Origin of the sequence: Winogradskyella undariae, assembly GCF_013285155.1 — a bacterium.
Taxonomy (GTDB): domain Bacteria; phylum Bacteroidota; class Bacteroidia; order Flavobacteriales; family Flavobacteriaceae; genus Winogradskyella; species Winogradskyella undariae.
The window spans coordinates 20,436-46,731 of record NZ_JABTEL010000016.1 but is presented as its reverse complement, the minus strand read 5'-3'; the positions used below and the strand labels follow the sequence as shown (position 1 = coordinate 46,731).

Here is a 26,296-nt window from a genome sequence, read left to right as displayed (position 1 = left end):
TACGAGTAAAAACATATGTTTTATAAAATCACTTAAACCGTACTATTTAAGGATTGTAAATGAAAACTCAGCACCTTCATTTGGTTTAGATTTTACATAAATATCACCACCCAAACGGGTCACTAATTTTTTCACAATAGCTAAACCTAAGCCAGACCCTTCATTTCCATGTTTGTCTATTTTAGATAATTTTACAAATATGACAAAAATCTTGTCTTGGTAGGCTTCATCAATTCCTGGGCCATTATCACTAACGCTAAATTTATAGTGCGTTGGTGTTTCCGTTACAGCGACATCAACTTTTACAATGGCTTTATCACTATATTTTTCAGCATTATTTATGAGATTGGTTAATATCTGACTCACAATAATAGGATTCATTTGCAAACATTCTAATGCCGTTGTATATGTCAATTTTAATGTGGTATTACTCCCATAATAAACATTTAGACTGTCTTTGAATTCTGCTATGGTGATGTTTTTTTTAGAATGCTCTAATTGATCTAGTTTTGTACTATATTCCATTAGGCGATCTAAAAAAAGATATAAATACTCCGTTGATTTTAAGATCAGCTCAATAAGTCCCACACCTTCCTTGTCTAACTTACTTCTGTAATCCGCTAAAAACATACCTGCGAGATTTGAAATATTTGAAAGCGGGGATTTAATATCGTGTGAGGCAACATATGCAAATTGCTCTAAATCTAAATTTTTTTCCTCTAATTTTCCAACCAAGTCATTTAACTCAAGGTTACGTTTTCTAAGGGTTAATAAATTTATGACTTGTCGCGATAACGCATCAAGAGCCTCTTTCTGGCTAGCACTTAAAACTCTAGGTTTAGAATCTATAACGCAAAGTGTACCTAGCGGTAAACCACTATCTGTTTTTAGAGTGACACCTCCGTAAAATATAACATTTGGTGCATTAACAACTAAAGGATTATCAAAAAAGCGTTTGTCTTTTCTTGCATCTTCAACCATCAGCGCATTATGCTCTTCATTTATAGCATGTCCACAAAAAGATACATCACGTGGAGTTTCTTGCGCATCAAGTCCATAACTCGACTTAAACCATTGTCGATCTTTATCTACAAGACTTATCAGAGCTATAGGTGCATCACATATTTGTGCTGCAATTTTAGTGATACCGTCATAATCTGCGTGAGGCAAGGTATCTAATATATTGTAAGATTGTAAAGCGGCTAAGCGTTCGTTTTCTTTAATATGTTTTGTTGGGGCAATCATATTATTCTAATATTTAAGTCTGTAATATACTGATTTTTTTTAATTTACAGGTTTACCCACAAGAATCTCCGAGCCTCTGTGATTTTTGAGCCTTTGATTTTTTTAAAACTCCAAAACTCTGACATCAAAGCCCTTATTCTGCCACAATTTTTTTCATAATAAAATGTTATTTATGGGTGGCGGCTAATTTTAAGCTCCTATTATTACAGCATTAAACCCCTTGTTCATCAACTAATCATCAATCATGAAATCAAAACCGCTATTACTTTTGTTATGTCTTATAATGTCATTTGCAAAAGCACAGAACAATCAAACAAACACTATTACCTCACAAGAAACCATTAAAGGAACCATCGTTGATCAAACCGATGGTATTCCCTTACCATACGCCTATCTCAAAATAGATAAAACAGCTTTGGGAACTGTAACCGAGGGCGATGGTAAATTTCAAATCACCATCCCTAAAAAATACGATACTTATACCATTACCATCAGTTACTTAGGGTTTGAGGATCTTATCCTCAATATAGCCGAATTCAGAGCACTGAACGGCACTACCATTAAAATGACCTCCGAATCTGTCTCTTTAGATGAAGTCCTAGTCGAAGAAACAAAAGAAAAACTCCCAAGCGCCAAGTCGGTACTAAGAAAAGTAATCAAAAACATACCCTCAAATTACTCCAATGCGCCAAGCCTAATTACAGGTTACTATCGTGAAACTATAACCGAAAATGGCGAATACACTAAGTATACCGATGCAGCTTGCGAGTATTACGAAGCGCCGTACAGTAAAAAGAAATACAAATGGAGAGACTATCAAAGTCCTTACGATTTTTCTATGAGTAGTGGCACATTTAATTTCGAAGCCAGTTCGTTGCATCGCATTCATTTTCACCATCAAACTTTAAAAGAAGAACAGGTAAACGTTATCAATTCCAGATCTAGCGCTAGTTTAAGCAAGCGCGAATTTCATGGTAATATAGAAGGCGGACCTTTAGGTCTATTCTCTAGAAATAGAGTCAAATACCAACAGAGTTTTCTGGGTAATAAAGCCACGCGCGATTTTGATTATATCATCTCAGAAGAACTAGACGACTCAGGTAATTGGGTTTATGTTTTAGCCTTTCATACCAAAACCACCAAAAAAGATCTCGATGCCGTAGCCTCTCCTAATTCTAGAAATAGAAAACAATGGCGTAAAGCTAACAACCGCAAATTACTAAAAGGTAAAATCTACATTAACCCAGATAATTATGCGGTATTACGTTACGAATGTAGTGTACCTAACCAACTTAAAGAATATTTTTGCGGTTACAAATACAACCAAGTCAAACATTTTGATTATAAACTAGATGTCCGCTTTAAGAAAAACGGTGAGCACTATGTTATAGATAACATGCGCCACGAAGACGAATTTATCTATAAAGACAGTATAACGCAAACCACGACCTATTATTCGGCTATTTCAGAATTTAAAACTTCCAAAATCAACACCACCAACGTCAAGAAATTCCCTAAAGAAGATAATTTTGCTAATACCATGTCTAATCATTTATACGAGTATCCGCTCGACTATGATAGCAAATTCTGGCAAAACTACACCCTCAAAAACCCGATAGCCACCATAGACCCGACTATTAGAAAGGATATGGAATTCAAAAAAACACTAGAGCAGCAATTTAAAGACAAACACATTCGTAACGATTCTATGCCGCAACCCAAAGCGCCAATCATAGCTTCTAGTTTTAAAATTCATGGTGAAACTTATACGGACAATTACGCTTGGCTTAAAGATACCAAAGCGCCAAAAAACAATCAACCTGTAATGGCGTATCTACGCCAAGAAAATAAATACACCGATAATTACAATATTCCTCTAAAAAAAGCACAGCGTAGCATTTATAAACAATTGGTAAAAACAGTCGAAAAAAACACCAGCTCATTACCAATCCAAAAGAATGGCTACAGCTATTACAGCAGCTACACCGAAGATGATGAACACCCTATCTATTACAGAAAAGGCATCACCAAAGATACCCTTACAGAAGTCTTACTAGACGTTAACCAATTAGCAAAAGAAAAAGACTACTACACCGCAAGCCCTGGTGCTGTTAGTCCTAACAACCAATTCATCATGGTTTACGAAAACACCACAGGCACTGATGCTTATACATTAAAAATTAAAGACCTCACCAACCGTACTTTTTTAACCGATTCTATCCATAGCGTCGGTGGAACGGTTTGGTTAGACAACAACACTTTTTTATATGTTAATGTTGAAAAAGGGACCTATAGAGCTTCTAAAGTGATGCGTCATATTATAGGGACAGATGCCCATACGGATGCCACTATCTACGAAGAAAAAGAGCCTAGTTTTAGCGTTTCCATTCATAAGTCAAAATCTAAAGACTATATTTTTTTAACGGCATCGAGCAGTACTACATCAGAACATTGGTATCTAAAGACCAACAACCCAACGGGCGACTTTAAAATCATCAAACCACGCGAAAAAGATCATATCTACGACGTGGCACATCATAAAGACCTGTTCTATATCCTCACCAATAAAAACGCCATCAACTATAAAGTAGCAACCGTACCAGTGAATAGCATAGACACCGAAACATGGACGGATATCATTCCGCATCAAAAAGGCGTATTGATTCAAGACTTTCAGGTGTTCGATAACTATTTCGTGATTAATGAAAAAGAAAATGCACAGTCAAGACTTAAAATTATCGATCAAACCACACAAGAAAGCCACATCTTAAAATTAAAAGAAGACTTTTACAATATTGGTATCGGTTACAATCCAGAATTTGCTACAGACAGTTTACAGTTCAGTTACAGTTCGTTTGAGACACCATCGACCACGTATAACTACAACATGGCAACCCAAAAAAAGCGCCTAGTTAAACAACACAGCAAACCCATTACGCATCCCTTTTACAAATATGTCGTAGAGCGCAAATGGGTTACTGCTAAAGACGGAAAATTAATTCCCTTAACCCTTATTAGTCACAAATGGCGTGCGAAACAAAAAAACAACCATAAAGTCTACCTAACATCTTATGGCTCTTATGGGGCTGGCCAAGGCATTCCTGGTGGCGCCACCGTGCATCATTTGGTCAACTCGGGCTACGTTTATGCCATTGCGCATATTAGAGGTGGTAACGATAAGGGTAACGAATGGTACGAAGATGGTAAACTTTTTAACAAGAAAAATACCTTTACCGATTTTATAGCGTGTGCAGAATACCTCATTTCAGAAAACTACGCCAAAGAAGGCAGTATTGTAGCTGAAGGCGGAAGCGCAGGTGGTTTACTTATGGGGGCCGTAATTAATGAGCGACCAGAACTATTCAATACCGTTATCTTAGACGTGCCTTTTGTAGATGTTATTAATACCATGTTAGATGAAAACCTACCGTTAACCGTGGGAGAATTTGACGAATGGGGAAACCCAAAAAACAGAAAAGATTACCAATACATTAAGTCTTACAGTCCTTACGATAACGTCAAAGCGCAAGACTATCCCAATCTGCTGTTCTTTACAGGTCTTAATGATACTAGGGTAGGGTACTGGGAACCCGCTAAAATGGTAGCCAAACTAAGAGCAACTAAAACCGACGCTAACGTTTTGTTACTAAAAACCGACTTTTCAAATGGCCATGGTGGCGGATCCGGACGCTTTGCAGGCTTTAGAGATAGTGCTTATAAACTAGCCTTGATTTTTGAATTGGATCGCTTACGAAAAGTTGAGGAATTAAAGACACTTAAGCCTTAAGACCATATAAACACCAAACATCAGTTCGAGTATCCCGACTTTTGTGTGTAGGTATGTATCGAGAACCTTCACGTCAGTTCGAGTGTCCCTACTTTTTTGTCAGGATGTATCGAGAACCTTCACGTCAGTTCGAGTGTCCCTACTTTTTTGTCGGGATGTATCGAGAACCTTCGCGTCAGTTCGAGTATCCCGACCTTTTTGTCGGGATGTATCGAGAACCTTCGCGTCAGTTCGAGTGTCCCTACTTTTTTGTCAGGATGTATCGAGAACCTTCACGTCAGTTCGAGTGTCCCGACTTTTTTGTCGGGATGTATCGAGAACCTTCGCGTCAGTTCGAGTGTCCCGACTTTTTTGTCGGGATGTATCGTGAAACACAGCAATTTAAGCCTCTAAACCGATCTTCGAGCAGTCCTCTAGAGTAGCGTAAAAAGTAGCGTTTAAAAAGCATTTTAAGCACTAAAAAAACAAGAACACATTTACAGGACATTTATAGACAAAGCAGCTCTTTTTTAGCGGTGTTATAAGGGATAGTGTATTGGAAAATATAAAGACATTAATTACCATTCTCACAAAATTAAAAATCTTTAGTTTTGTTATTCCTGCGAAGGCAAAAACCCATGATAAAAAAACCAAAGTTAAGAGATACAAAACACCAACTTAAATACTTAAATACTTAAATACTTAAAACTACAAATTCATTAACTTTATTAAAGGAAAAACAAACACAATCAATGGAGAAAATATATTATGATAATTAAAACAAAATCACCTCTAGGTGTTATTAAAAAGAGCCTAGAGATCGCTGTATTACAAAATAAACCTCAAGTTTTTTTAGATTATTTATTGTCAAATACTATTAAAACGTCTTTCCCTAATAAATTAAGCTTTTATAATTTCTTTAAAGAAGAACTTGTTGCAGCTTATAAAACGTCAACAGGTCATTTGCATTTAAAAATTGAAACGCCTAAGTATGAGAATCAAGGCTATTCTCATTATTGTTTTTATGATAAGGTTCACAAAAACAGCCGCATATACATAAAAGTGAAGGTCTTAGAACAGATTCTTTATTTAGATATGTTACCATTCTAAAAAAAGACGAGACATCAGTCGCAATGAGAATCTATAAAACGATGCTATTTTTTAGATATATGTTGTGCTTTGTATTTATCTATATCATTGTCAGTTTTCTTGAGTTTGTCAAAAGTCCATTCTCCAATTCGGTGCTGTTTTAAGATTAATTGAGAATCCTTGTCTTTAATTTCTAATTTTAAGTAAGGGTTGTTTTTTCCACTTGGAACTATTTCTGTGGTAATTTGCGCATTATTAAATTTCTGGTATTTATATTTTCCGTTTTTTTGCCATTTTAGTTCTGTTGTTGTTTCTGATATTCTTATTGAATACAGATATATTGTTGGACTAAAAATAAATTGCGTTACTAAAATTAGGATAAATAAAACTCCAATAATCTTTAAAGGCAGAGTGTAATTGCCATTTAAATTTGGGGTTATAATCGCAAAGAGTATAAATGCTAAAAAGAGAATCAATAAAATTGATAAAATTGATTTTAGAATAAATGTGCTAAAATTTTGAGGCTTAATTTCTAATTTTAATTCTTTTGGCATAATCCTTTAGTGCGCTTTGAAATGTAATAAAAGCATAATTTTAAGTCGTAAAATTGTTCTTAAATCGTGGTTTTTATATCATGCACAACGTATTTCTATATGGTTTGTTCTGTGGTTAAAGCACCTAATTTAGAAAATAAAACACAGATAGAAAATCTGCAAGTATTTTTGTAAGTAGGCGAGTACTAGCAATAAATTAGATATGGTATTGTAAATAGTACTTTATTCCGTTTTAGTTAGCCTTAACTTAATCTCTGTATTCATGTCCTAAGCATTAGCAAGCTACTACATTAACCCCCCAAAAAAGGCATGACAACTGATAAAAGCGATGACTGATAAAATAATACCAATCAGAAAGATATGAAACGATTTACGTAATAATTTAAATTTACGGTCTATCGTTTTTCCTAAATGATAGGTGTCTTTTGCTATGGTTTTATAAAGTTCATCACCTTCATTCATTAAGTTAGTAATGCTGTCTACATAATCAGCTTCTTCCATCTCCTGAAAGTTGCCATAAAACATTAAGTTTTTAGCGTCACTTTTTCCATGTACCAATTCTGGACGTGTAGCAAAAATAGCATAGGTAATAGAGGCCAAATTGGTAAATAAGATCATGATTATCGGATAAATAAGATGCGGGTCGTTATGCAATTGCCCCATAACGGTTCCTAATATCAACGATAATATTAAGGCATTAATAGATATCAAAATATTAGATTTTGTATCGATCATCGTATTCAACGTATACTGGTTTTTAGACAACAATTTAAATAAGGTTTCTACACCTCTTTCAGACCTTGGTGCTACTTTAGCCAATTTCTTTTTTAATTGCTTTAAGGCGTCTTTATCAATATTTAATTCTTCCATTAAATATTTGTCTTCTGCTTTTTCTTTTAATTTATTGCTCATTGTAACGTTTTATAAATTTGATGTTGCGAAGATTCACCTAAGGCATCTTTAGCAACATAATAGTTGTTTTGATTAGCATCTATAACTCTTGATTTTACGTTATCGTTGAGTTGTAATTCTAATATTTCTTTTAATTTTAAATGAATATCCCGATCTAAAATAGGGGTTATAACTTCTATTCTATGGTCTAGATTACGAGTCATCCAATCTGCTGAGCCAAGATACATTTTTTCCTTTCCATTATTTCCAAAAACATAAAGTCTGCCGTGTTCTAAAAACCGATCTACAATACTGGTTACAATAATGTTTTCACTTTGATTTTTAATGCCCGGAACCAAACAGCAAATCCCACGGATCAGCAACCTTATTTTTACACCTGCACAACTTGCTTTATAGAGGTGCTTAATCATTTTGGCATCTTGAAGGCTATTTAACTTTAAAATGATATAGGCCGTTTTCCCTGCTAAGGCATTTTCAATTTCTAAATCTATGAGTGCTGTAAATTGACGTCGTGTTGTAAATGGAGATATTAAAAGTTGCTTAGATTTTGGAATTATAATTTGTCGTTCTAGGATCTGAAATACTTGACAGAGTTCTTCTGTTATTTTGGGGTTTGCTGTCATTAACCCAAAATCAGTATAGATTCTTGACGTTTTTTCATTAAAGTTACCCGTACTGATATAACCATAAGCACGCGGTGCGTTTGCTTCAATGCGTTCTATATATAAAATTTTAGAATGCACTTTTATACCAGGGTAGCTGTAAATAACATGGGCGCCGTTTGCTTCTAAAACTTTACCCCATTTCATATTATTTTCTTCATCAAAACGTGCTTTGGTTTCAATAAATACAAATACGTCTTTTCCGTTTTTAGCTGCATTAATAAGCGCTTTGGCCACCTGAGAATCGTTTGATATGCGATATAAAGTAATTTTAATTTTTAAAACATTAGCAGCATTAGAGGCTTCTTCTAACAATTGTAGCACCGGACGGTAAGATTGGTACGGAAAATACAAAAGCCGATCTTTAGATTTAATAGCTTCAAAAGTATTTGAATACCCCACAAATTCGTTATCTAATAAAGGCGGTAAATCTAAAAACGACAAGTTTTTAGAGGTCGGATTAGGGAAGCCAAATAGGTCTTTAAAATTATGATAAGTCCCTCCATTGACAATATCTGTTTCATTAATATCTAAGACCTTATTTATTTTTTGTTGTAACTTTTTTGGTGTTAATTCATCAATTAAAGCTCTTGTAACTTGTCCATAAACTCTATTTGGGAGGGCTTTTTTTATTTTATCTAACAAATTACCAGAATATTCATTGTCGATATACAATTCAGCATCTCTAGATATTTTTACACTGTAAAAGTCTTGCTTATAAATCGCTTTTAGATTGTGTTTTAAAATATCATCAACAAAGGTGATACAATGCTTGTCATCTGATGAGGGAAGCGTTACAAATCGAGGAGTGGCTTCATTAATTTTTACCCAAATAAGCGCTTCATTTTCCATTTGAGCAACTAAATATAAGGCCTCGTTTTCTAAAAATGGTTGGTCTTCTCTTATGCTTAATGATTGTGTAAGCGCAAGGGTGTCTTTGTAATATTTTTTACTAAAAGCCTGCTGCGCTTCATTAAATGCTTTATAAGATAACAACTGAATACCTTCATTTGCTAACGCAGGAATAATTTCAGTAAAAAAGAGGCGTCCAAATTCTTTTTGTTGCAACTCAACTTGTTTCTTAATTTTCCGTAATAATTTATTAGGCTTTGTTATTAAGCGTTTTCTAAGCGGCTTATCTAATTGTTTTATTTGCCTAATATCTGAAACTCTAACTTTAAAAAACTCATCTAAATTTGAAGAAAATATAGCTAAAAACTTAATACGCTCATACAATGGATTTCTTTCATCTGCCGCTTCTTGAAGCACCCGATGATTAAACCTTAGCCAAGATAAATCTCTATTATAATAGTCCTTTGTATTCAGCATTGTTCTTAAATTTTAAATCTAATTCCTGTTCTTAAGTATAAGGCATTAGAGCTATCTAGTTTTAAAATATCATCTTTGTTTTTGGCTCTTAAATTTACAGAATTATTTAAAAGATACGAGCCTCTTGCATAAAACTGTATGTGTTTAGAAATATGATATTCATATTGCAATCCACCTAAAACTGTAGACATATTAATACTTTCGGCCTCTAAAGTATTATTTATAGTAACACCTTGTTGTAGATTCGCTGTAAAACCATCAAGTTCCGCATACAATTTAAACCGATGCTGACTCGAGGCATGGTACTGTAAATTGGTTTTTGGAATCCCAATATTATAGGACCATTTGGAATGAAACTTCCTGTAATAACTAATAAAAGGCAAGGGGAAAGGGTAACCACGATTTCCAGAGTAGGAAGCTCCCAAAATAAGTCTCCAAGGTTTTTTAATAGTCTTATCCTTGGTCTTATCTTTAATAAAAACAACATCTCCAGAAATGATAACATCTTCCAAACTTAAATCATCAGCCGTTAAATTAGAACTAAAACCAGGGGTTAATCGCACACCTAAACGCCAATCATTTTTTAAAGGTGCGGTATATCCAATATTAAGATCTAGCAATTGAAAATCACTAAGCGCTTCTTTATTAAATGATGGATGCACATCCATAACAAGTTTAATGTTAGAATAATCGAGTCCTAATAATAAATAAGAGCCTTCTTTTTTGAGTTGAATGGGGTAGTTAAATAAGCCGCGTATGCGACTATATTCAATTTCCGAGTTTCCTCTTGGAAGTATGGTGTAATCTATTTTTACCAAATCGCTTAATTGGGCAAAACTAAAATTTGTAATAAATACAGCGCTTATAAAGCTTATTATTGTTCTAATTTTCATTCTTTTTCCCTGCTGAATTTATGAGGTGATTTTGGTGCAAAATGTTCCATACGAAGTTTTTGTATTATAATAAAAACACCGTACAATGTTTGCAATAAGTAATTTTATACACCTATACACTCTTAAAAAACAGGGTTTTGCAGCGTTAATTGAGGGATTCTAATTTAAAACTGAGATTGAAGAACAATAACCTTTCCTTTTCTTAAAACTTCAATAAGAACTTGATCACCTGGACTAAGCAAGTCCAGCTGCTTTTTTATATTTCCTAAATCGTGAGGTGCATTACAACTTAACCCCTGAATACTTAAAATAATATCACCACCTAACCATAGATTCTGACCTAATATTTCAGCTTGAAAAAGTCCAGGTTGTAATCCAATTTTATCTGCAAATGATTTAGGGGTGACCCGTTGAATTAGAACACCTGATTTTTGAGGTGTATTAAAAACACCTGCTAAGGCTTCGTTTAAAAAAACACCATCAAAGCCGGTCCAAAAATTATTAACATCAAATAAAACCTTTTTTGCAGTGTCAATATCCACAGCAAAGCCAAGGCCTTCAAAACCTCCACTATGCGACAAAATAAAGCTTACAATACCAATTACTTCCCCCTTTAAATTAAACATGGGACCGCCTGAATTCCCTTGATTAATAGAAGCATCTGTTTGTATAAAACCTGCCATCTCTCCATTAGAAATCATGTTTCTATCCATTTTACGACTCACATGTCCTACGGATAAAGAATGTTCTAAACCCCGTGGCGCACCAATAATAAGTATTTGCTCGCCTATTTTTGAGTCATTAGAACGTCCTAATGTTGCTGGTTGTAATCCTGGCGGTACAATTCTTAATTTAAGAAGCGCCACATCGGCAGCTGTAGAACTAGATATAACATCTGCCGGAAATGTAGTTCCGTTTTGAAGCTTTACATTGATTTCATTTGCAGACTCAACCACATGTGCTGCAGTAAGTATTAATCCTTCCTGGTCTATAATAACACCAGATCCTAAACCTCCAGAACTTGTTAATTGTTGGTTTTTCACTTTATATTCTACCACTTCTATAGTTACCACGGAAGCATCTAACTGTTCAAACAATAGAGAGAGATCTTGAGCATTTACACTTGTAGTAAGGCAGAGCAATAGGAAATACCCAATACATCTTATTTTATTTATCATCATTTTTATAGGGCTTTAAAGGGCTTTAAAAGCCCTTTTTATTTAGGTATTAACAAGCATTTCTAAAATGCACCATCAAAACAACAGTAGAGTGGTATAGAGGTGCATTTTAGAGGCTCCAATTACTTTTTTAATAATAGCTTCAGTTTATATATCGAAAATCCAAAAAGTACGAGGGCAATAATCACAAGTGGCACCTCTGGCTTTGGTCTTGCAAAGAATTCCATAATTAAACTATCAATCATAAAAGACAACAATAAAAAATAAGCCAACTTTCCTAAATTATTAATGTTTCTAATGGCATAGGCTAAAATAAGAAGCGCAATTATAAGCTCTACAGTACCTGTAACGATTCTAAAGACAGTCGGGTTGAGTGGTAATAGCGTTCTAAACTCTTCAAATCCTTGTACACTTTTTTCAACGCCTACTAACTTTGAAATTCCAAAGAAAAACATAAGTCCAGAAGCAACTAAATTGCTTATTTTATTAAATAAAGTCATTTTTATTGGGTTTTTATTTTTAAGTATTTTTTATTTAAAATACTGTCTTATACCATAACTCGCTAAAACACCCTCACCAGTTGCAGCTGCAACTTGTGCAATAGCACCTTCTCTACAATCACCTGCAGCAAAAATACCTTTAATATTTGTTTCTCCTAATACCGTGGTTGTAATAAAGCCTTGTGAATTCAATGCAATCAAATCTTTAACATTATCCGTATTAGGAATTAACCCTATAAAAATAAAGCTGCCATCGGCGTACAACTCTTCTTCTTTATTGGTGGTTTTATCTTTAACTTTCAAGCCCTTAAACTGGCCTTTATCATCTTTAAGAAACGCTAAGGATTCTTTATTCATGTGGGTTTCAATATTGGTCATAGAGGGTAACTTTTCAATGTAAGTTTCTGAAGCTGAAAACTCAGAACCACGATTTACAATAGTGACCTTTTTACAAAAAGAAGCTAGAAAAATACCTTCTTCTAAAGCACTGTTTCCTCCACCGATAACAATAATCTCTTTGTCTCTATAAAAAGCACCATCACAAGTGGCACAAAAGTGAATGCCTGCACCAATTAAATCGACTTCATTTGGTATTCCTAATTTTCGGTAGGTAGATCCTAATGCCAATACCACTGTTTTAGATTGGTATGCTCCCATATTAGACGTCACAGAAAAAAAGGCGCCCTTTTTCTCAATAGACTGTACCTCAACACCCGTTTCAATTTTAGCACCGTAAGTCTTGGCTTGTTCCGACATGCGTTGCATTAGTTTTGGTCCTGAAATATTAGTAAAACCTGGGTAATTCTCAATCTTTTCAGTTAAAAAGGCATTACCGCCAATGTTCTTTTTCTCAAGAATGATAGAACTAAATCGGTCGCGTTGTATGTATATCGAAGCGGTTAAACCTGCCGCTCCTGCGCCCACTATAATAGTATCATAAATGTGCTTTTCGGCTTCATGACCGATATTTAAAACCGTTTTTAAAACCGAGTTGTCGGGATTGGTATAAGATTTATCATTAACAAATATGGTAGGGATAATGCGTTTGCCGTTATTGGTTGCTTCTACAAGTTCTGCTGCCCATGGGTATTTATCAACTTCTATATATTGAAAATTGATACCGTTATCTTGAAGATAAGATTTAGCACGTTGACAATCCGGACACCAATCAGCGCCATAGAGTTTAACAAGTCCTTGTTCGTTAATCCCAAAAACGTTGGCTAATGTGGCATTATCGGGGTTGGTATAAGGTTTATCATTAACTATAACCGTAGGGATAATACGCTTTCCATTATTAATTTCTTCAACTTTAGCGGTCGCACTTTTGTCAATATCAACATCTATAAAATTAAAATCTATATTGTTGTCTTTTAAATAAGCTTTTGCTCTTTGACAGTCCGGACACCAATCGGCGCCATAAAGATCTATTGTATTCATTATAAGTTGTTTTTTAATTGCTTTATGGTCGCTTCAAAAAAGGCAACACCTTCTTGTACGGTTAACGCCTCTGCATTTAATACGGCGCCTACAAAATCACCAGATTTCCACGTCCCCAATGCTAATGCAGGAAATGCAGACGTTGCTATTTTTTCTCCATTTTTGTAACCTGCGCTGTATAAATAATATTTGTCACATACCGTATCAGGAATGGCTAAACCTAAGCCAACAGTAACATCGGAATCGGGTAGTGCACTATAAATCCCAGAATCAAAGTGATGTGGCCAAACTCTAATCGATGCTTTAAGGTTATAGTGTTCATCTATGTTTTGAAGCACCAATTGCGCCATAACTCGTAACGCTTTTAACGCGCCTAATTGGTCAGAATCAGACAAACTAAACGTAAAGTTGTCATCTATAGCGTAAGGTAAATCGTAGTGAAACTCATAGTGATACGTTTTGTTTAATTGCGCTTTAGAAGTCTCTGTTAACCAGCTTAATACTTCAGAATGCATAGCGCCATCCAATTCAAAAGTGGTCGTCCCTTTGTTCGATGTCCATTCTAAAGCAAACCGTTCGTAACTTAAACACAATTGATCGCCTTGATCTGAAAGTACATGAGTACTCAGACAGCCGTTTTTAATATCGAAGCCTAAATTTGTATGACTATCGTCTGCTTTTTTATCTAAAAAACTAATTCCCGCTGCAGCTAAATACTGAGCCGCTAAATGCATTTGTTTTATCATGGTCTATTGTTTTATCTTAATCCTGCGTAATTGATTCCTGTTAAATAATGCATATCTCTATCGTATGTAGATAAATCTTCTTGGTTAAATTTTGTCACATCATCATAACCACAAGCACGTGCCACAACGCGAATTAAGTCGTTAGTGGCTTCAAAGTAATTTTGTAATTGTTTTGCTGAAGCCTCTATAATTAGTCGGCTACGTAACGATTCTTTTTGTGTTGCAATCCCCACCGGACAGTTGTTAGAACCACAAGCACGCATCCCTAAACAACCAATCGCTTGCAATGCCGAGTTAGATACCGCAATAGCATCGGCGCCCAACATCAGGGCTTTTGCAAAGTCTTCGGCAACACGTAATCCTCCTGTTATAACAAGCGTAACGTCTGTAGCACCCACCTTATCCATATAAGCTCTTGCTCTTGCCAATGCCGGAATTGTGGGCACGTTAATATGATCTCTTAAAATAGTAGGAGCAGAACCTGTTCCGCCACCACGACCATCTAGAATAATATAATCGACACCAACATCGAGGGCAAACTGAATGTCTTTTTCTATATGACTGGCAGCAATTTTAAAGCCTATAGGAATACCTCCTGTACGTGCTCTTACTTTATCGGCAAAAACTTTAAAGTCTTCTACCGTATGAAAGTTTGGATTTGCTGCTGGCGAAATAGCCGTTTCGCCTTCTTTTAGTCCTCTAACCTCAGCAATTTCTTTACTGACTTTGCTGCCTGGTAAATGCCCACCAGTTCCTGTTTTTGCACCTTGACCGCCTTTAAAATGAAAGGCTTGTACGTGGTCTAATTTATCCCAAGAAAATCCAAACTGTGCAGAGGCTAATTCGTAAAAATATTTTGAATTACTCGCTTGTTCCTCGGGTAACATACCACCTTCACCAGAGCATATACCTGTTCCTGCTAATTCAGCGCCTTTAGATAAGGCTATTTTAGCTTCACGAGATAAGGCTCCGAAGCTCATATCACTGACAAAAAGCGGCATATCTAATGTTAATGGCTTTTTGGCTTTAGGGCCTATAATCACCTTAGTGGCAACGGCCTCTTCATCTAACAAAGGTCTTGAGGCCAATTGTGCGGGTAAAAACTGAATGTCGTTCCACTTAGGAAGCGTATCTCTATCGACTCCCATAGAGGCCGAAAACCCATGATGCCCAATATTTTTTAACCCATTTGTAGCCAGTTCTTTAATATAACCGGTGTAAGGTTCTGTTTCTTCAGGATGTGTGTCTGCATAAGCGCCTAAATACGCATCACGATTAAAAGGTTGTGGGTAGTTTTGTAAATAAGCATCTATTTCAAAAGCATCTACAAACAAATCATCACCTTCTACTTTAGTCGAAAATTTATGAAGGACTTCCTTATTGTTATATTCTGATACGCCTGAATCTACACGGTAATCCCATCCGTGAACACCACATATTAAATTCTCGCCATCAACATGACCGTCAGACATTAAAGCACCTCTATGCAAACATCGTCCATAAAGTACAGAGATGTCTTCATCAAATTTTACAATGACCAAATCTAAGCCGTTAACGAGAGCATGTTTGGGTTCCTTGTTTTCTAACGTACTGACTTGAGCAATAATTACTGGTTTTTTCATAGGATTATAGTATTTGTTAATATCTCATTTAAAAGGCAAAGCCTAACACAAAAGCAATTCTGCCACCATCACTACTGCCATAATAGCCTACGTTAGCGGTAAAAGATTCTAAGCCACTGACCCAAAAAGAACCTCCAACACTATTATGCCATTTATCTGAAGCATCATCTTCTATCCAAACACGCCCATAATCAAAGCCTCCTGTAATTCCGTACTTCAATGGGATAAAGCTGGTTTTAAACTTTCCTAATAGTAATCTTAAATCGGTATTGTGGTACATGCTATACTGCCCAGAAAAGCGTTCTTTTCTAAAACCACGTAAATTATCACCACCACCTAATTGTGCGGCGTGGTACAGTTCAAAATCATCACCGAGAATTGCTTCACCTCCTAATTTTGTGGCTAAAACTAAGCTTGCGCTCTTATTTAAGCGGTGATTGATTGCTAAATGCGGTTTAAGATACCCAAATTTATTTTCTGTTGCACCACCATCGACATTGGCTTTATACCCTGCGGTAAGTCCCACATCTAATCCCATGGTAGGAAAAGAAGCATCATCTCTATTTTTAAAACTGTAGTTAACTTCTGCACCCGCGTAGGTTTGTCTATCAAATAGGGTAGCGCTTGCAGGTAAACTATTAATAAACCTATCGGCAACATTTTTAACTTCAAAAGATTCTATTAACGGTTTAAAGTAGAAAGACCCACCGTCTCTACCATACCATAATAATGCGATAGCCGCATGCCATTCTTTAATACTTACACGGTTAAAATCAATATCCACATCATCTTTATCATAAGTGGTTTCATTACCAAAGCCAAAAAAGTTTTGTGCAAAGTTAGGACTGGTATGTTTGGCTTCTACGGCAAAATTCCAATCGTGAAAAATATTAGAAAACTCGCCTCTATAAGACACATCATAACCCGAGTTCCCCGTGTAATACGACGCGCTTAAACTGTGTTTTGTAGTAAACGGATTGCGTTGTAAACCGTAAGTTGTAAAATTATCTACAAACCCAATACGGAACCCATCATCTGGATTGGCACCTAAGATGGGTAAAAACTGGTTCATGCTATACTTACGTTTTTTATAATCGTAATTATTTATACCATAATCATTTACTAACCACTTCTTAGAGCGTTTGTTTACAATGGTATTGTTCTTATCTTTATAATCGTAAAGCTTTACTTTTTTGGTATTCTCAAAATTATAGGTATCATTTTTCTTTCCTCCAATAATTTTAAGTGTAATAAAATCATCGCCTTCTCCAGTGACATTAAACGTATCATTTCCATCCAATCCATAAATCCATATTTCTTTGGTTTCGGCTTTGGTAAATGTTCTTTTAAAGATGTCTAGATCTTTTCGTTGCACTTCTACAGTGGTCTTTCCATTAGGATGTCTTATAATTTCAAAGCGATCATCTTTTTGAGTTCCTGTAATGACTTCGTGTTTATTAACATAGTTGTAATACGTACGGGCTATAGACACAATGTTTCCACGTCGGCCTTTTAGCTTTTGCTTAATCTCTTCTATGGTAGCCCCTTTAACTTCTTCTGGTAAATGCTTAAAGGCGTCTTCTATGACTTGGTCTGTAATACCTGTTTGTAGTGCTTTAGCTTCTCTTTCCCAATCGGCCCAATTCGATTGATTAATAAAGGTCATATCTAAGGGGTAAGGCTCAAAACTGAACCATTTAGGACTTGGTAATTCGGCATCAAACGATTGCATCATACGGATGCTTGGTATTGCACAGCGTAGAAAAGTGAGTAGACTTCCATCAAAAACAGAAAAGGCTTGGTCGCGATCCCTAGGGATAGGTTTACAGATTTCGGAACCGTCTTCTTTTTCAAAAAGGGCCCATCGCCATTGGTCTTCATGACGATCCCAATCGCCAATAAGCATATCAAAAAGTCGGGCTCTAATGTAAGACGGTTCATCTACAATAGATTTCCCCGATTTATTAATTTCTTGCAACACATCAGTGGTGCTTAAAATGGCTTTAGGTTTTCCGAAACTCTCTAAATCCCGATGTCCAGATTCTACACGTTCTTCAATAATATAAAGTTCATCACCATATTCATCATTATAAGCCCCTAAAGTGCTTTGTTTAGGGATGTAGTACAACTCAGGATTGGTATGAAAAATAGACACTGCATCGGCAAGTGTTCCTATCGTTGTTGGGGTGTAGGGGTGTGCTGTGGTATAAAAGTCGAGTAGAAAACGATCTGCAAAACTACCTTCTAAGTCTTCCTCTACATACTTGTCTTGAAAAGCGGTAGATTGCAAAAACTTAATGGCACTTTTACGTAAAGCACGCATTACGTATTGTTTACCGTCTTTATCCTCTAAGCGTAACGATTTAGATTGATGACCTCCACCACGTCTAATAGGGGTTAAGCCCCCTTTTAAGGTATCTATAAAAGCCACTGGTGCATTTACGGCTTTACTGTAAAATGTTCTGTAATGTTGTCCCCAAAGCCCTTTGTAAGTCTTGCTTTTTTCAGTTTCTTCTGAGGTATATACCGAAGCACTATACGTCTTATCAAAACTTGTTTTAGGTTTAAAAGTATAAGTCGCTTCATTATTTAAGGGCGCAATAACGGTGGTGGTATACGGTGTGGTAATCCCTTGAAACGTTACACTAACAGCACCGTCTTTAAAAAGATCGATACGGGCATACCCATTTTCGTTAGCACTAAAATCGTTTTCATGTCTTGGACTTGCTTTCTCTATTTTCCCTGCGGCTCCACTTATAATTTGAGGCACACCATAGGTGTTAATGTACTGTAGATTTTTATCGTGACCTGAAACAAAGAAGATATTTTCCGTTTGCCTAGCCAGGGTTATTAATCGGTTTCTAAATTTTGTGTTTTGCTTATTCTGAAAATCATGTAAAGCCGTACCACCTGTTCTTGCTAATAAGTCTTCTTTAGTATTCGAAAAAAGCGCGTGGTGCATAGCGACCATTATGGTTTTGCCTTGCGATTTTTTTAGCATACTCTCAAACTCTAAGAAAAACTGAGTACGGTTTTTAATATCACAATCTTCGTTCAGATAGGTGTGTGTATTCCAATCTTCTAAATACCATTGCGAATCAATAGTGATTAAAACCACAGCATCCGTCAATTCTGTTTTTTTAATAGGGCAACCTTCATCGGGATAGAATTTTGCCTTACTGTTTTTTTGAATAAAGTCTTCTATAGCCTTTACATCTCTATGACCATTCTTAGCCCATTCATGATGCCCAGGTGTAAAAATCACCTTACCATCAAAAGCTTCTAAAACCGCTAATGGCGAAGTGATATGTGCTTTTGAAGCTTTGTTATAACCTGTTTTAGGTACCACATTACCTAAGATGAGTAATTTTGAATCGTCTAAGGTTTTGGCTTCTTCAGTGATTTGTTTTAGCACCGAAGTATCGGTGGTGGTCCCCGTATTTCCTGTCACAAAAACAGAGGTCTCTAATTCTTGTGCTCCTGAAAAATAACTGACGAACAACAGCATTAAAAGCATGCTGATTTTGATGGGTAAATTTGTTTTCATATTATTTTAGATTGTTGTTTTTTAAATGATAAATTTTTAGAAGTATTAAACTGCTAAAAAGCACTAACGAATAGTAGCACATAGGGGTTCCAGATGCTGTTTTGGGACATTCTGCATGTCCCATAAATTGCATAACGGAAGCCACAAGTGCAATGCTACCTGCTAAGCCTGTAAATATAAAATACAGCGCATTTCCTTTTTTTAATAGGTGTGCTGCAAGCGGAACACTAAAACAGATGAAGACCACTAAACATATAGGGATATGTAACAGTTTAGGGCAACCTTCACCCGTTTTAAATTCTTCAACAACTAATGCTCCAGCACCAAATACTCCAATAATGAGGAGTATGAGAATGCTGAAATAGGGGGTTTTTTTTAACATTAGTTTATAATTCTGTTGCTGGGGGTAGAAACATTCTGTTCCATTTACAGCAGTGACATTTTTAAGCGCCCTTACAATTTAGGCAAAATAAGGTAAGCATCACCATTTAAATTTAAGGTTGTGATTTCATTATCAGTCGTTTACCAAACCAACTACGGTCTTATAAATTGGTAGGAGACTTTAGTTATAAATAGGGTTTACTGGTCTTCAGTAGTGAGCTGACTAACGGTTTCTGTAGCGCCTTCTAAAGTTGCTTCTTCTGTTGCTTCTGTAGTGGCTTCATCAATTAAAGCCTTTTCAACTTCCGCTTTTAAATCTAAAATGCTATTAATTTCAGGATGGTCTATAGAAATCTCTTTAGCATCAGCCAACAGTACTTTTACATTTAAAACGCGCGCTGTAGTTCCTAATCCAAATTGAAGCAATGCGGTTTGGTCACTGGCTAAACCTTCACCTGTTACTAACCATTCCGTAAGTGTTTTATTTGGGGTCGTTACCGTTACTTTGGCACCTTGAACATTAATAGACTCGCCTAAATCGACTTGTAGGTAATTGTTAGTACCGCCTTGGTTGATATACGCTAAGGCTGGGGTATCTATATTCACCCAAATCATATCTAAGTAGCCATCGTTATTAAAGTCGCTTACTAACGAGGTAATTGCAAAATAAGGATTGCTAAGACCGCTTTCTGCTTCGGTAGGCGCAAAGGTGCCATCTTCTTTTTGGATCAGCACACGACTTGGTAATTTAAACAACTTGCTAGGAGGGAAGTCCACATAATTTTCGCCCACCATTAAATCTTGTAAGCCGTCGTTATTAAGATCTGCAAAGGTACAGCCCCAAGCAAATTCGTAATCGGCTATTTTAGCCGTTTCAGCTACATCAGTAAATTTAAAATCCCCTTGGTTTTCAAACAACATCCATTTGTCTGTAAATAAAGACGTGTCTTTTATATCGCCATGCGCTATTTTGTTTGGCAATGTGCTCCCGGTGTTAGAGAACATAAAGTCTGGTAAACCATCATTATTATAATCTCCAACAGCAAGTCCCATTGGGTAAGCAAATCGCTTGGTCATTGGGTTGGCAATCATTGTAAAGGTTAAGTCGCCATTATTTTTATAGGTACGCACTTCGCCGGTATCATGCACCACCACTAAATCTTGCCAAGTATCATTATCCATATCCACAAAAACACCTTGAAATGTATTGTGTACATAATCTAACCCAGCAGCTTTGGTGATACTCTTAAAGGTATTATCGCCATTATTAAGCAACAATTCGCTTGTTGCACCATAGTCGTAATCTTCAAAAATATTCTGTCCTTCCATCAATTCCTTTTTAAGGTAAGTGGCTAAAAAGATATCTAAATCGCCATCTTTATCAATATCGGCTACCGTAATTCCGGCAGGATTTGATTTGGCATTCACAGGGGTATCTATAAGCACGTCTGTAAACGTACCGTTGGTATTGTAATACAAATGAAGTCCGTCTTCACGACTCAATATAAGATCTGTAAAGCCGTTGTTATCAAAATCAGCTGATACCGCACCAACCGTTGTGGTAGTGTTTCCTTTTTTAGGCAAATTAACCTCTTTAGAAATGTCTACAAATTCATTATTACGATACGCAAAAATAGCATCCTCTTGTAGCATACCGCCACCAAAAAAGACTTCATCAACGTTGTCATTATTAATATCTATTAAAGCCGAAGGGGCAATAGGCAATGATTTTTCACCATGATATTGATGTACAAAATCTAAAGTAATAGGCGAAAATTTAGGAATGTCTTTATCGGCAATACTAATATCGTATTTATCGGAAACCGAGTCGCGCCAGAAAAAGCCCATTATAAATAAAAGGAACAAGACTACGGCAATGCCGACAAGTTTTAAAAGGTTTTTAACGAATTTCATAAGATTTGGTTTTTAGTTGGTATAATGATAATGCGAATACTATAAAGTGAGTGACATTCATAAGTATGGGTAGCATATGCTTCCCTATAGAAGGGATGAGCTGGCCTATAACGACCAATAGAATAAGAATAACAATAGGGTTAAAAAAGGCCATCCATTTTTTATAATACGTGCCGCCTTTTAAAATAGCAACAGCAAAGACTACCGAAAGGGTGGCGATAATAACCCGTAGGGCTTGTACCAATATTTCCATATGATTGGTGTAATGGTCTAATAGATCTTGGTAAACAGTGGGGTTCATAGCTTCCTTTAAGTGCACAATGTAACCAATTGAGGCTCTAGACCCTATCCAAACACCGCCCACCGTAAAAGCCATAAAGCCAATAGCCAAAACAAGTTGCGCTAAGGTTTTATTCCCAGGTTTTAACATGCGGTAGATATGAATATAGCCCGCAAAATAAAAAGGGATCCCAATCACCGCTAAAAAATGACCTATAGTCAGATGCTCTAAGGGCACCTCTTTAAAAAAGGCATAAGCTTCAGAATGTTCTAAAATAGAAGGGGAGTAGTGTAAAAAGTATTCGCCTAATCCTACAAGGATAGAAGCAAAAAGACCGAGATAGCCTAAAATTTTGGTACGTTTCATTAATTTTTTAAAAGGTTGGTTTTGAGTCTGTCGATAACTATTTAAATTCCTTTCAAGAAAAACAAAAATGCCTTATCTTATTGTAATATTGAGGGTTATAAACATGAGCGTTATCTTTACATGAAGCTTATGTTATAAGGGGTGTAGGGGTATTTTAACCATTACGCCCCCAACAAATACACCAGGTCTAAAATGTCGCAAAAACGAATGAGGTATAAAGGTTTTAAATGGATTGTTTATAACATTACAACCTGCTTAAAAAACAAACCGTACTAATTTATGACTAAAAGTTAAGGGAGAGTCCGTTGTTTTTTATACCTTATTAAAAGTTTACTAGGGCCTTGCTTTATACACGCACAAAACAGCACAAAACAGGAGTTCTAGGGCTAAAACCTTTATTTATAAAACGCAAACACCATCTATTACATGAACATTATCACCTTAACCATAAACCCCGCACTCGATAAAAGTGCCACTATTAATCACCTCGTCCCAGAGCAAAAACTAAAATGCCACGCCATTGAATTTCAAGCCGGTGGCGGTGGGGTTAACATCTCTAGAGTGCTACACACTTTAGGCGTTAAAAACAACTGTATGTTTACTTATGGTGGTGATACTGGCAAAACCTTAAAAGGCTTATTAGAAGCCGAACACCTAGAGTGCACTCCCATATCTGTAGCAGCATGGACCCGCGAAAACCTAGCCGTTGTAGATGCTAAAACCGAATTACAATACCGTTTTGGTATGCCAGGAAAAGGGTTAAGTCCTACAGAAATAGAAACCCTCAAATCTACTATAAACCAAAGTGTTACCGAAGACACCATCTTTGTAATGAGTGGTAGTATACCAGACGCTATGGCCGCCGATTTTTACATTCAACTTAGAGACAGCCTGACGGCTAAAAACGTTAAAATTATTATAGATACTTCTGGCGAAGCCTTAAAAGCGAGCCTTAAAAAACCGGTGTTTTTAATGAAACCCAACCAAGGAGAACTTGCCCAATTAGCAGGCAAGGACTTTTTAACCAAACCCGAGCAAGAGGACTTTGCCATGCAACTCATCCATAACCAGCAAGCCGAATATGTGGTGGTTTCCTTAGGCGCTCGTGGTGCCTTTTTAGCCTCGGCAGACGGTATATACTACCAAAATACGCCTTCGGTAAAAGTAAAGAGTACCATTGGCGCAGGCGACAGTATGGTAGCAGGCTTAATTTATGCCATTGCTCAAGGTTTACCCTCTAAAGCCATTTTAAAATGGGGCGTTATCTGCGGCGTGGCAACGACCATGACAGGCGGTACCAATTTAGCATCCAAAGAAAATATACAAAAGGTGATAGACTTGTTAGAGGATTGATATAAGATATAGATCTCATCTGCATGCCTTAGAACTCTAACCGTCAATTGACGCGTCTTAACTTTTCCGTCGGGATGTATGGCGAACCTTATCATCCGTTGAGGTTTTTAATTTGAAGCACTAACCTTAAATATAACTGGGATCATGCACCATTTAAAACCCTACGTTTAACCCATCGCATTTTTTTAATAGATACTTAATGAGTATATTAGACCACGGTAAGTGTTAACTAAAAGTGTTTAAACCTCATAAACTGCATGATTAAAAAAGACCCTAAACCCAGTACGTGCTCTGATACAGAAAAGCAAACGCAATTAGAAAAAGATAAAATTATTGAAAGGCAGCTGCGCTTTCAAGACTTACTTATAAGCATTTCTACCACCTATATTAATGCCGATTTATCAGATATTGATACACTTATTAACACCTCATTGCAACAAATTGGAGAATTTGTAGCCTCGGATAGAAGCTATATTTTTTCATATAATTTTAAAGACAACACCACCTCTAATACCTACGAATGGTGCCCTACAGGTATAGCGCCCGAAATTGAGAACCTTCAAAACGTTCCTATCGATTATATACCGCAATGGATTGAAGCCCACCAAAAAGGCGAAGCTTTTTATGTTGAAGATGTCAGTCAGTTACCCAAGGATGGCAAACAAGGTTTAAGAGCCGTACTAGAGCCACAAGGCATTAAAAGCCTTATTACCATTCCTAAAATTAAAAACGGAGAACTTATTGGTTTTATTGGTTTTGATGCCGTAAAAAAACTAAACAAGTACACCGAAAACGAAAAAGACATTCTTTTTGTATATGCCAATATGCTTGTTAATATTATAAAGCGTAAAGAGAATGAAGAGCGCATAAAAGCACAGAAAAAGAAAAAGGAAGAGCTTCTACAAAGCTTATCCTTACAAAACGAAGAGCTTAGCGAATACGCCCATGTGGTGTCTCACGATCTTAAAGCGCCACTTATCAATATCCATACTCTAATCAGCTGGTTTATGGACGATCATAAAGCCACCTTTACTGAAAACGACCTTAAGCCCTTGCACCAAGTGTTGTTTAATGTCGAGAAAATGGACTTCCTTATTAAAGGGATTTTAGATTACTCTACCATTGATAAATTAGAACAACAAGACAAGCTGGTTAACCTTAATACCCTTATTGCAGAGATTTTACAAACCTTTCTTATTCCTAAACACATCAGCATTACCGTACAAGACAACCTTCCAAACCTCTATGGCAATACCTGGAGATTCAAACAAGTCTTTCAAAACCTTATTCAAAATGCCATTAAGTATAGTGATAAAGACAAAGCTCAAGGCACTATAGAACTAGGCTATACAGAACAAGATGGCCTGTTTCAGTTTTATGTAAAAGATAACGGAGTGGGCATTAAACCTGAGTATTTCGAAAAAATCTTTAAGGTCTTTACCAAATTAGAAAGTAGCAGCTCATCTTCAGGCATTGGACTCTCCATCGTAAAAAAAATCATCACCTTTTACAAAGGTACCCTATGGCTAGAAAGCGAAGAGGGCAGTGGTACCACCTTTTATTTTACCTTACCTAAATCCGGATCTCATTAAAATTGTTGAGGTCAGTACGCCTGTCCCGACTTTTTTGTTGGGATGTCGCGTAGAACCTAATTCACTATTAAATTACAAAAGCCCCTAAATACTTACTCGTAGCCGTAAGTGCTACGTTATTATTAGTAAAGGTAGCCCATAGGTGTACGGTTTCGCCATAAAAAGAATCTTGAAAATCGAGCAAACACGCTGTGGTTTCGCGTAGGCAGTCCGTTGTAAAATAATCGAAACGATGTAAAGCAGGGGCGTACACCACCACCAAAAGCGTATCGGTAGGGTAAGCCAATCCCTGTGTGCTGTTATCTTGCCAAGTGATATTTAGGGCATGTGGTGCCACAGGTTGCACTAAAGGCTGCTCTAAGCCACATAAACCACCCATACCCACCAGCACTTTATTATACGCCATTGTAAACCCTGTTTCGGTTTCTTTTACAGCCTCTTTCATGTGGTAAGACATGGCATTATTAAAGGGAGTTTTAGTCCCCACATTAGCTCCAAAAGTATCGGTAAGTAAGGCTTTTAGAGGCGTTAAAAACTGTAAAACACAACTAAACTTATCGCGTTGCCGCTGCTGTGCGGCACTTACGGGTTTGGTAGATTTACGCGGTGCAGACCGCAGTACATTTTTACCCCGCCAATTGCTGCCTACTACAGTGCCTACTTTACCTGAAAAACCGCCCAAAACACCTTCGTTAAATGTTGCCATAACCCTGATCTTTAATATGTTAATAGAATCTAAAGTAATAAAAAAACCATTAAAAATACATGAAGCCTTATTTTTTAAGTTTAAAAGAAGTTGATTTACAAGGGGTTGGTTCTAGTTTCCTTCGGGGATTCTTCGGGAATTCCCCCTAAAACAAGGGGTTTTATGGAGAATCCTCGAAACAATGTAGGAGGAGAGTGGGAGAAGGTTGGGTTGAATTTCTTGTT

The 26,296-nt window shown here is 36.4% G+C and carries 19 protein-coding genes; 4 read left to right on the top strand and 15 right to left on the bottom strand.

All coding sequences use genetic code 11. The features are described 5' to 3' along the window. Positions 1–42: 42 nt before the first annotated feature. Positions 43–1,245, bottom strand: coding sequence for a sensor histidine kinase (locus tag HSX10_RS16570; RefSeq protein ID WP_173589371.1), 1,203 nt, complete (start codon positions 1,243–1,245; stop codon positions 43–45). Positions 1,246–1,489: 244 nt separating this feature from the next. Here HSX10_RS16570 and HSX10_RS16565 point away from each other — a divergent pair, with 244 nt between their 5' ends. Beyond that, complete coding sequence (locus HSX10_RS16565) at positions 1,490–5,032, top strand: prolyl oligopeptidase family serine peptidase (protein WP_173589370.1); 3,543 nt, start codon at positions 1,490–1,492, stop codon at positions 5,030–5,032. Between the two features lie 747 nt (positions 5,033–5,779). Beyond that, a complete protein-coding gene (locus HSX10_RS16560; RefSeq protein WP_173589369.1) occupies positions 5,780–6,121 on the top strand; it encodes a hypothetical protein in 342 nt (113 codons plus the stop codon). 44 nt (positions 6,122–6,165) lie between these two features. On the opposite strand, the gene HSX10_RS16555 is transcribed toward HSX10_RS16560, so the two are convergent. The 13 genes from HSX10_RS16555 to HSX10_RS16495 all read right to left on the bottom strand — a co-directional run bounded on the left by HSX10_RS16555 (position 6,166) and on the right by HSX10_RS16495 (position 22,421). Next, positions 6,166–6,654: a hypothetical protein gene (locus tag HSX10_RS16555; RefSeq protein WP_173589368.1), complete on the bottom strand. Its 489-nt coding sequence runs from the start codon at positions 6,652–6,654 to the stop codon at positions 6,166–6,168. A 285-nt stretch (positions 6,655–6,939) separates the two neighbouring features. Continuing rightward, a complete protein-coding gene (locus HSX10_RS16550) occupies positions 6,940–7,566 on the bottom strand; it encodes a Pycsar system effector family protein (RefSeq protein WP_173589367.1) in 627 nt (208 codons plus the stop codon). Continuing rightward, entirely contained in the window at positions 7,563–9,557 is a 1,995-nt protein-coding gene (gene ppk1, locus HSX10_RS16545; RefSeq protein WP_173589366.1) for a polyphosphate kinase 1, read from the bottom strand. Before ppk1 ends, HSX10_RS16550 begins: the two co-directional genes overlap by 4 nt. 5 nt (positions 9,558–9,562) lie before the next feature. Continuing rightward, positions 9,563–10,450, bottom strand: coding sequence for a DUF6268 family outer membrane beta-barrel protein (locus HSX10_RS16540; protein WP_173589365.1), 888 nt, complete (start codon positions 10,448–10,450; stop codon positions 9,563–9,565). A 164-nt stretch (positions 10,451–10,614) separates the two neighbouring features. After that, positions 10,615–11,631, bottom strand: a complete 1,017-nt coding sequence (locus HSX10_RS16535) for a S1C family serine protease (RefSeq protein WP_173589364.1) — start codon at positions 11,629–11,631, stop codon at positions 10,615–10,617. A gap of 119 nt (positions 11,632–11,750) precedes the next feature. After that, positions 11,751–12,128, bottom strand: a complete 378-nt coding sequence (locus HSX10_RS16530; RefSeq protein WP_173589363.1) for a DoxX family protein — start codon at positions 12,126–12,128, stop codon at positions 11,751–11,753. 30 nt (positions 12,129–12,158) lie between these two features. Further along, positions 12,159–13,565 (bottom strand): FAD-dependent oxidoreductase, encoded by a 1,407-nt coding sequence (locus HSX10_RS16525; protein ID WP_173589362.1) that lies wholly within the window; start codon positions 13,563–13,565, stop codon positions 12,159–12,161. Further along, positions 13,565–14,311, bottom strand: coding sequence for a hypothetical protein (locus tag HSX10_RS16520; protein WP_173589361.1), 747 nt, complete (start codon positions 14,309–14,311; stop codon positions 13,565–13,567). Before HSX10_RS16520 ends, HSX10_RS16525 begins: the two co-directional genes overlap by 1 nt. Positions 14,312–14,322: 11 nt before the next feature. Next, positions 14,323–15,933 (bottom strand): glutamate synthase-related protein, encoded by a 1,611-nt coding sequence (locus HSX10_RS16515; RefSeq protein WP_173589360.1) that lies wholly within the window; start codon positions 15,931–15,933, stop codon positions 14,323–14,325. Between the two features lie 28 nt (positions 15,934–15,961). Then, positions 15,962–19,480, bottom strand: coding sequence for a metallophosphatase (locus HSX10_RS16510; RefSeq protein ID WP_173589359.1), 3,519 nt, complete (start codon positions 19,478–19,480; stop codon positions 15,962–15,964). 1 nt (position 19,481) lies between these two features. Then, on the bottom strand, positions 19,482–19,862 hold the full coding sequence (locus HSX10_RS16505; RefSeq protein WP_173589358.1) for a hypothetical protein: 381 nt from the start codon (positions 19,860–19,862) through the stop codon (positions 19,482–19,484). Between the two features lie 197 nt (positions 19,863–20,059). Continuing rightward, positions 20,060–21,775: a CRTAC1 family protein gene (locus tag HSX10_RS16500; protein ID WP_173589357.1), complete on the bottom strand. Its 1,716-nt coding sequence runs from the start codon at positions 21,773–21,775 to the stop codon at positions 20,060–20,062. Beyond that, a complete protein-coding gene (locus tag HSX10_RS16495) occupies positions 21,762–22,421 on the bottom strand; it encodes a DUF6796 family protein (protein ID WP_173589356.1) in 660 nt (219 codons plus the stop codon). The genes HSX10_RS16500 and HSX10_RS16495 overlap by 14 nt, the downstream gene beginning before the upstream one ends. A 426-nt stretch (positions 22,422–22,847) precedes the next feature. Here HSX10_RS16495 and HSX10_RS16490 point away from each other — a divergent pair, with 426 nt between their 5' ends. Next, positions 22,848–23,774, top strand: coding sequence for a 1-phosphofructokinase family hexose kinase (locus HSX10_RS16490; protein WP_173589355.1), 927 nt, complete (start codon positions 22,848–22,850; stop codon positions 23,772–23,774). A gap of 257 nt (positions 23,775–24,031) precedes the next feature. After that, positions 24,032–25,366, top strand: coding sequence for a GAF domain-containing sensor histidine kinase (locus HSX10_RS16485; RefSeq protein ID WP_173589354.1), 1,335 nt, complete (start codon positions 24,032–24,034; stop codon positions 25,364–25,366). Between the two features lie 67 nt (positions 25,367–25,433). On the opposite strand, the gene HSX10_RS16480 is transcribed toward HSX10_RS16485, so the two are convergent. Next, positions 25,434–26,072, bottom strand: a complete 639-nt coding sequence (locus HSX10_RS16480) for a DUF6266 family protein (RefSeq protein ID WP_173589353.1) — start codon at positions 26,070–26,072, stop codon at positions 25,434–25,436. Between the last annotated feature and the right edge of the window lie 224 nt (positions 26,073–26,296).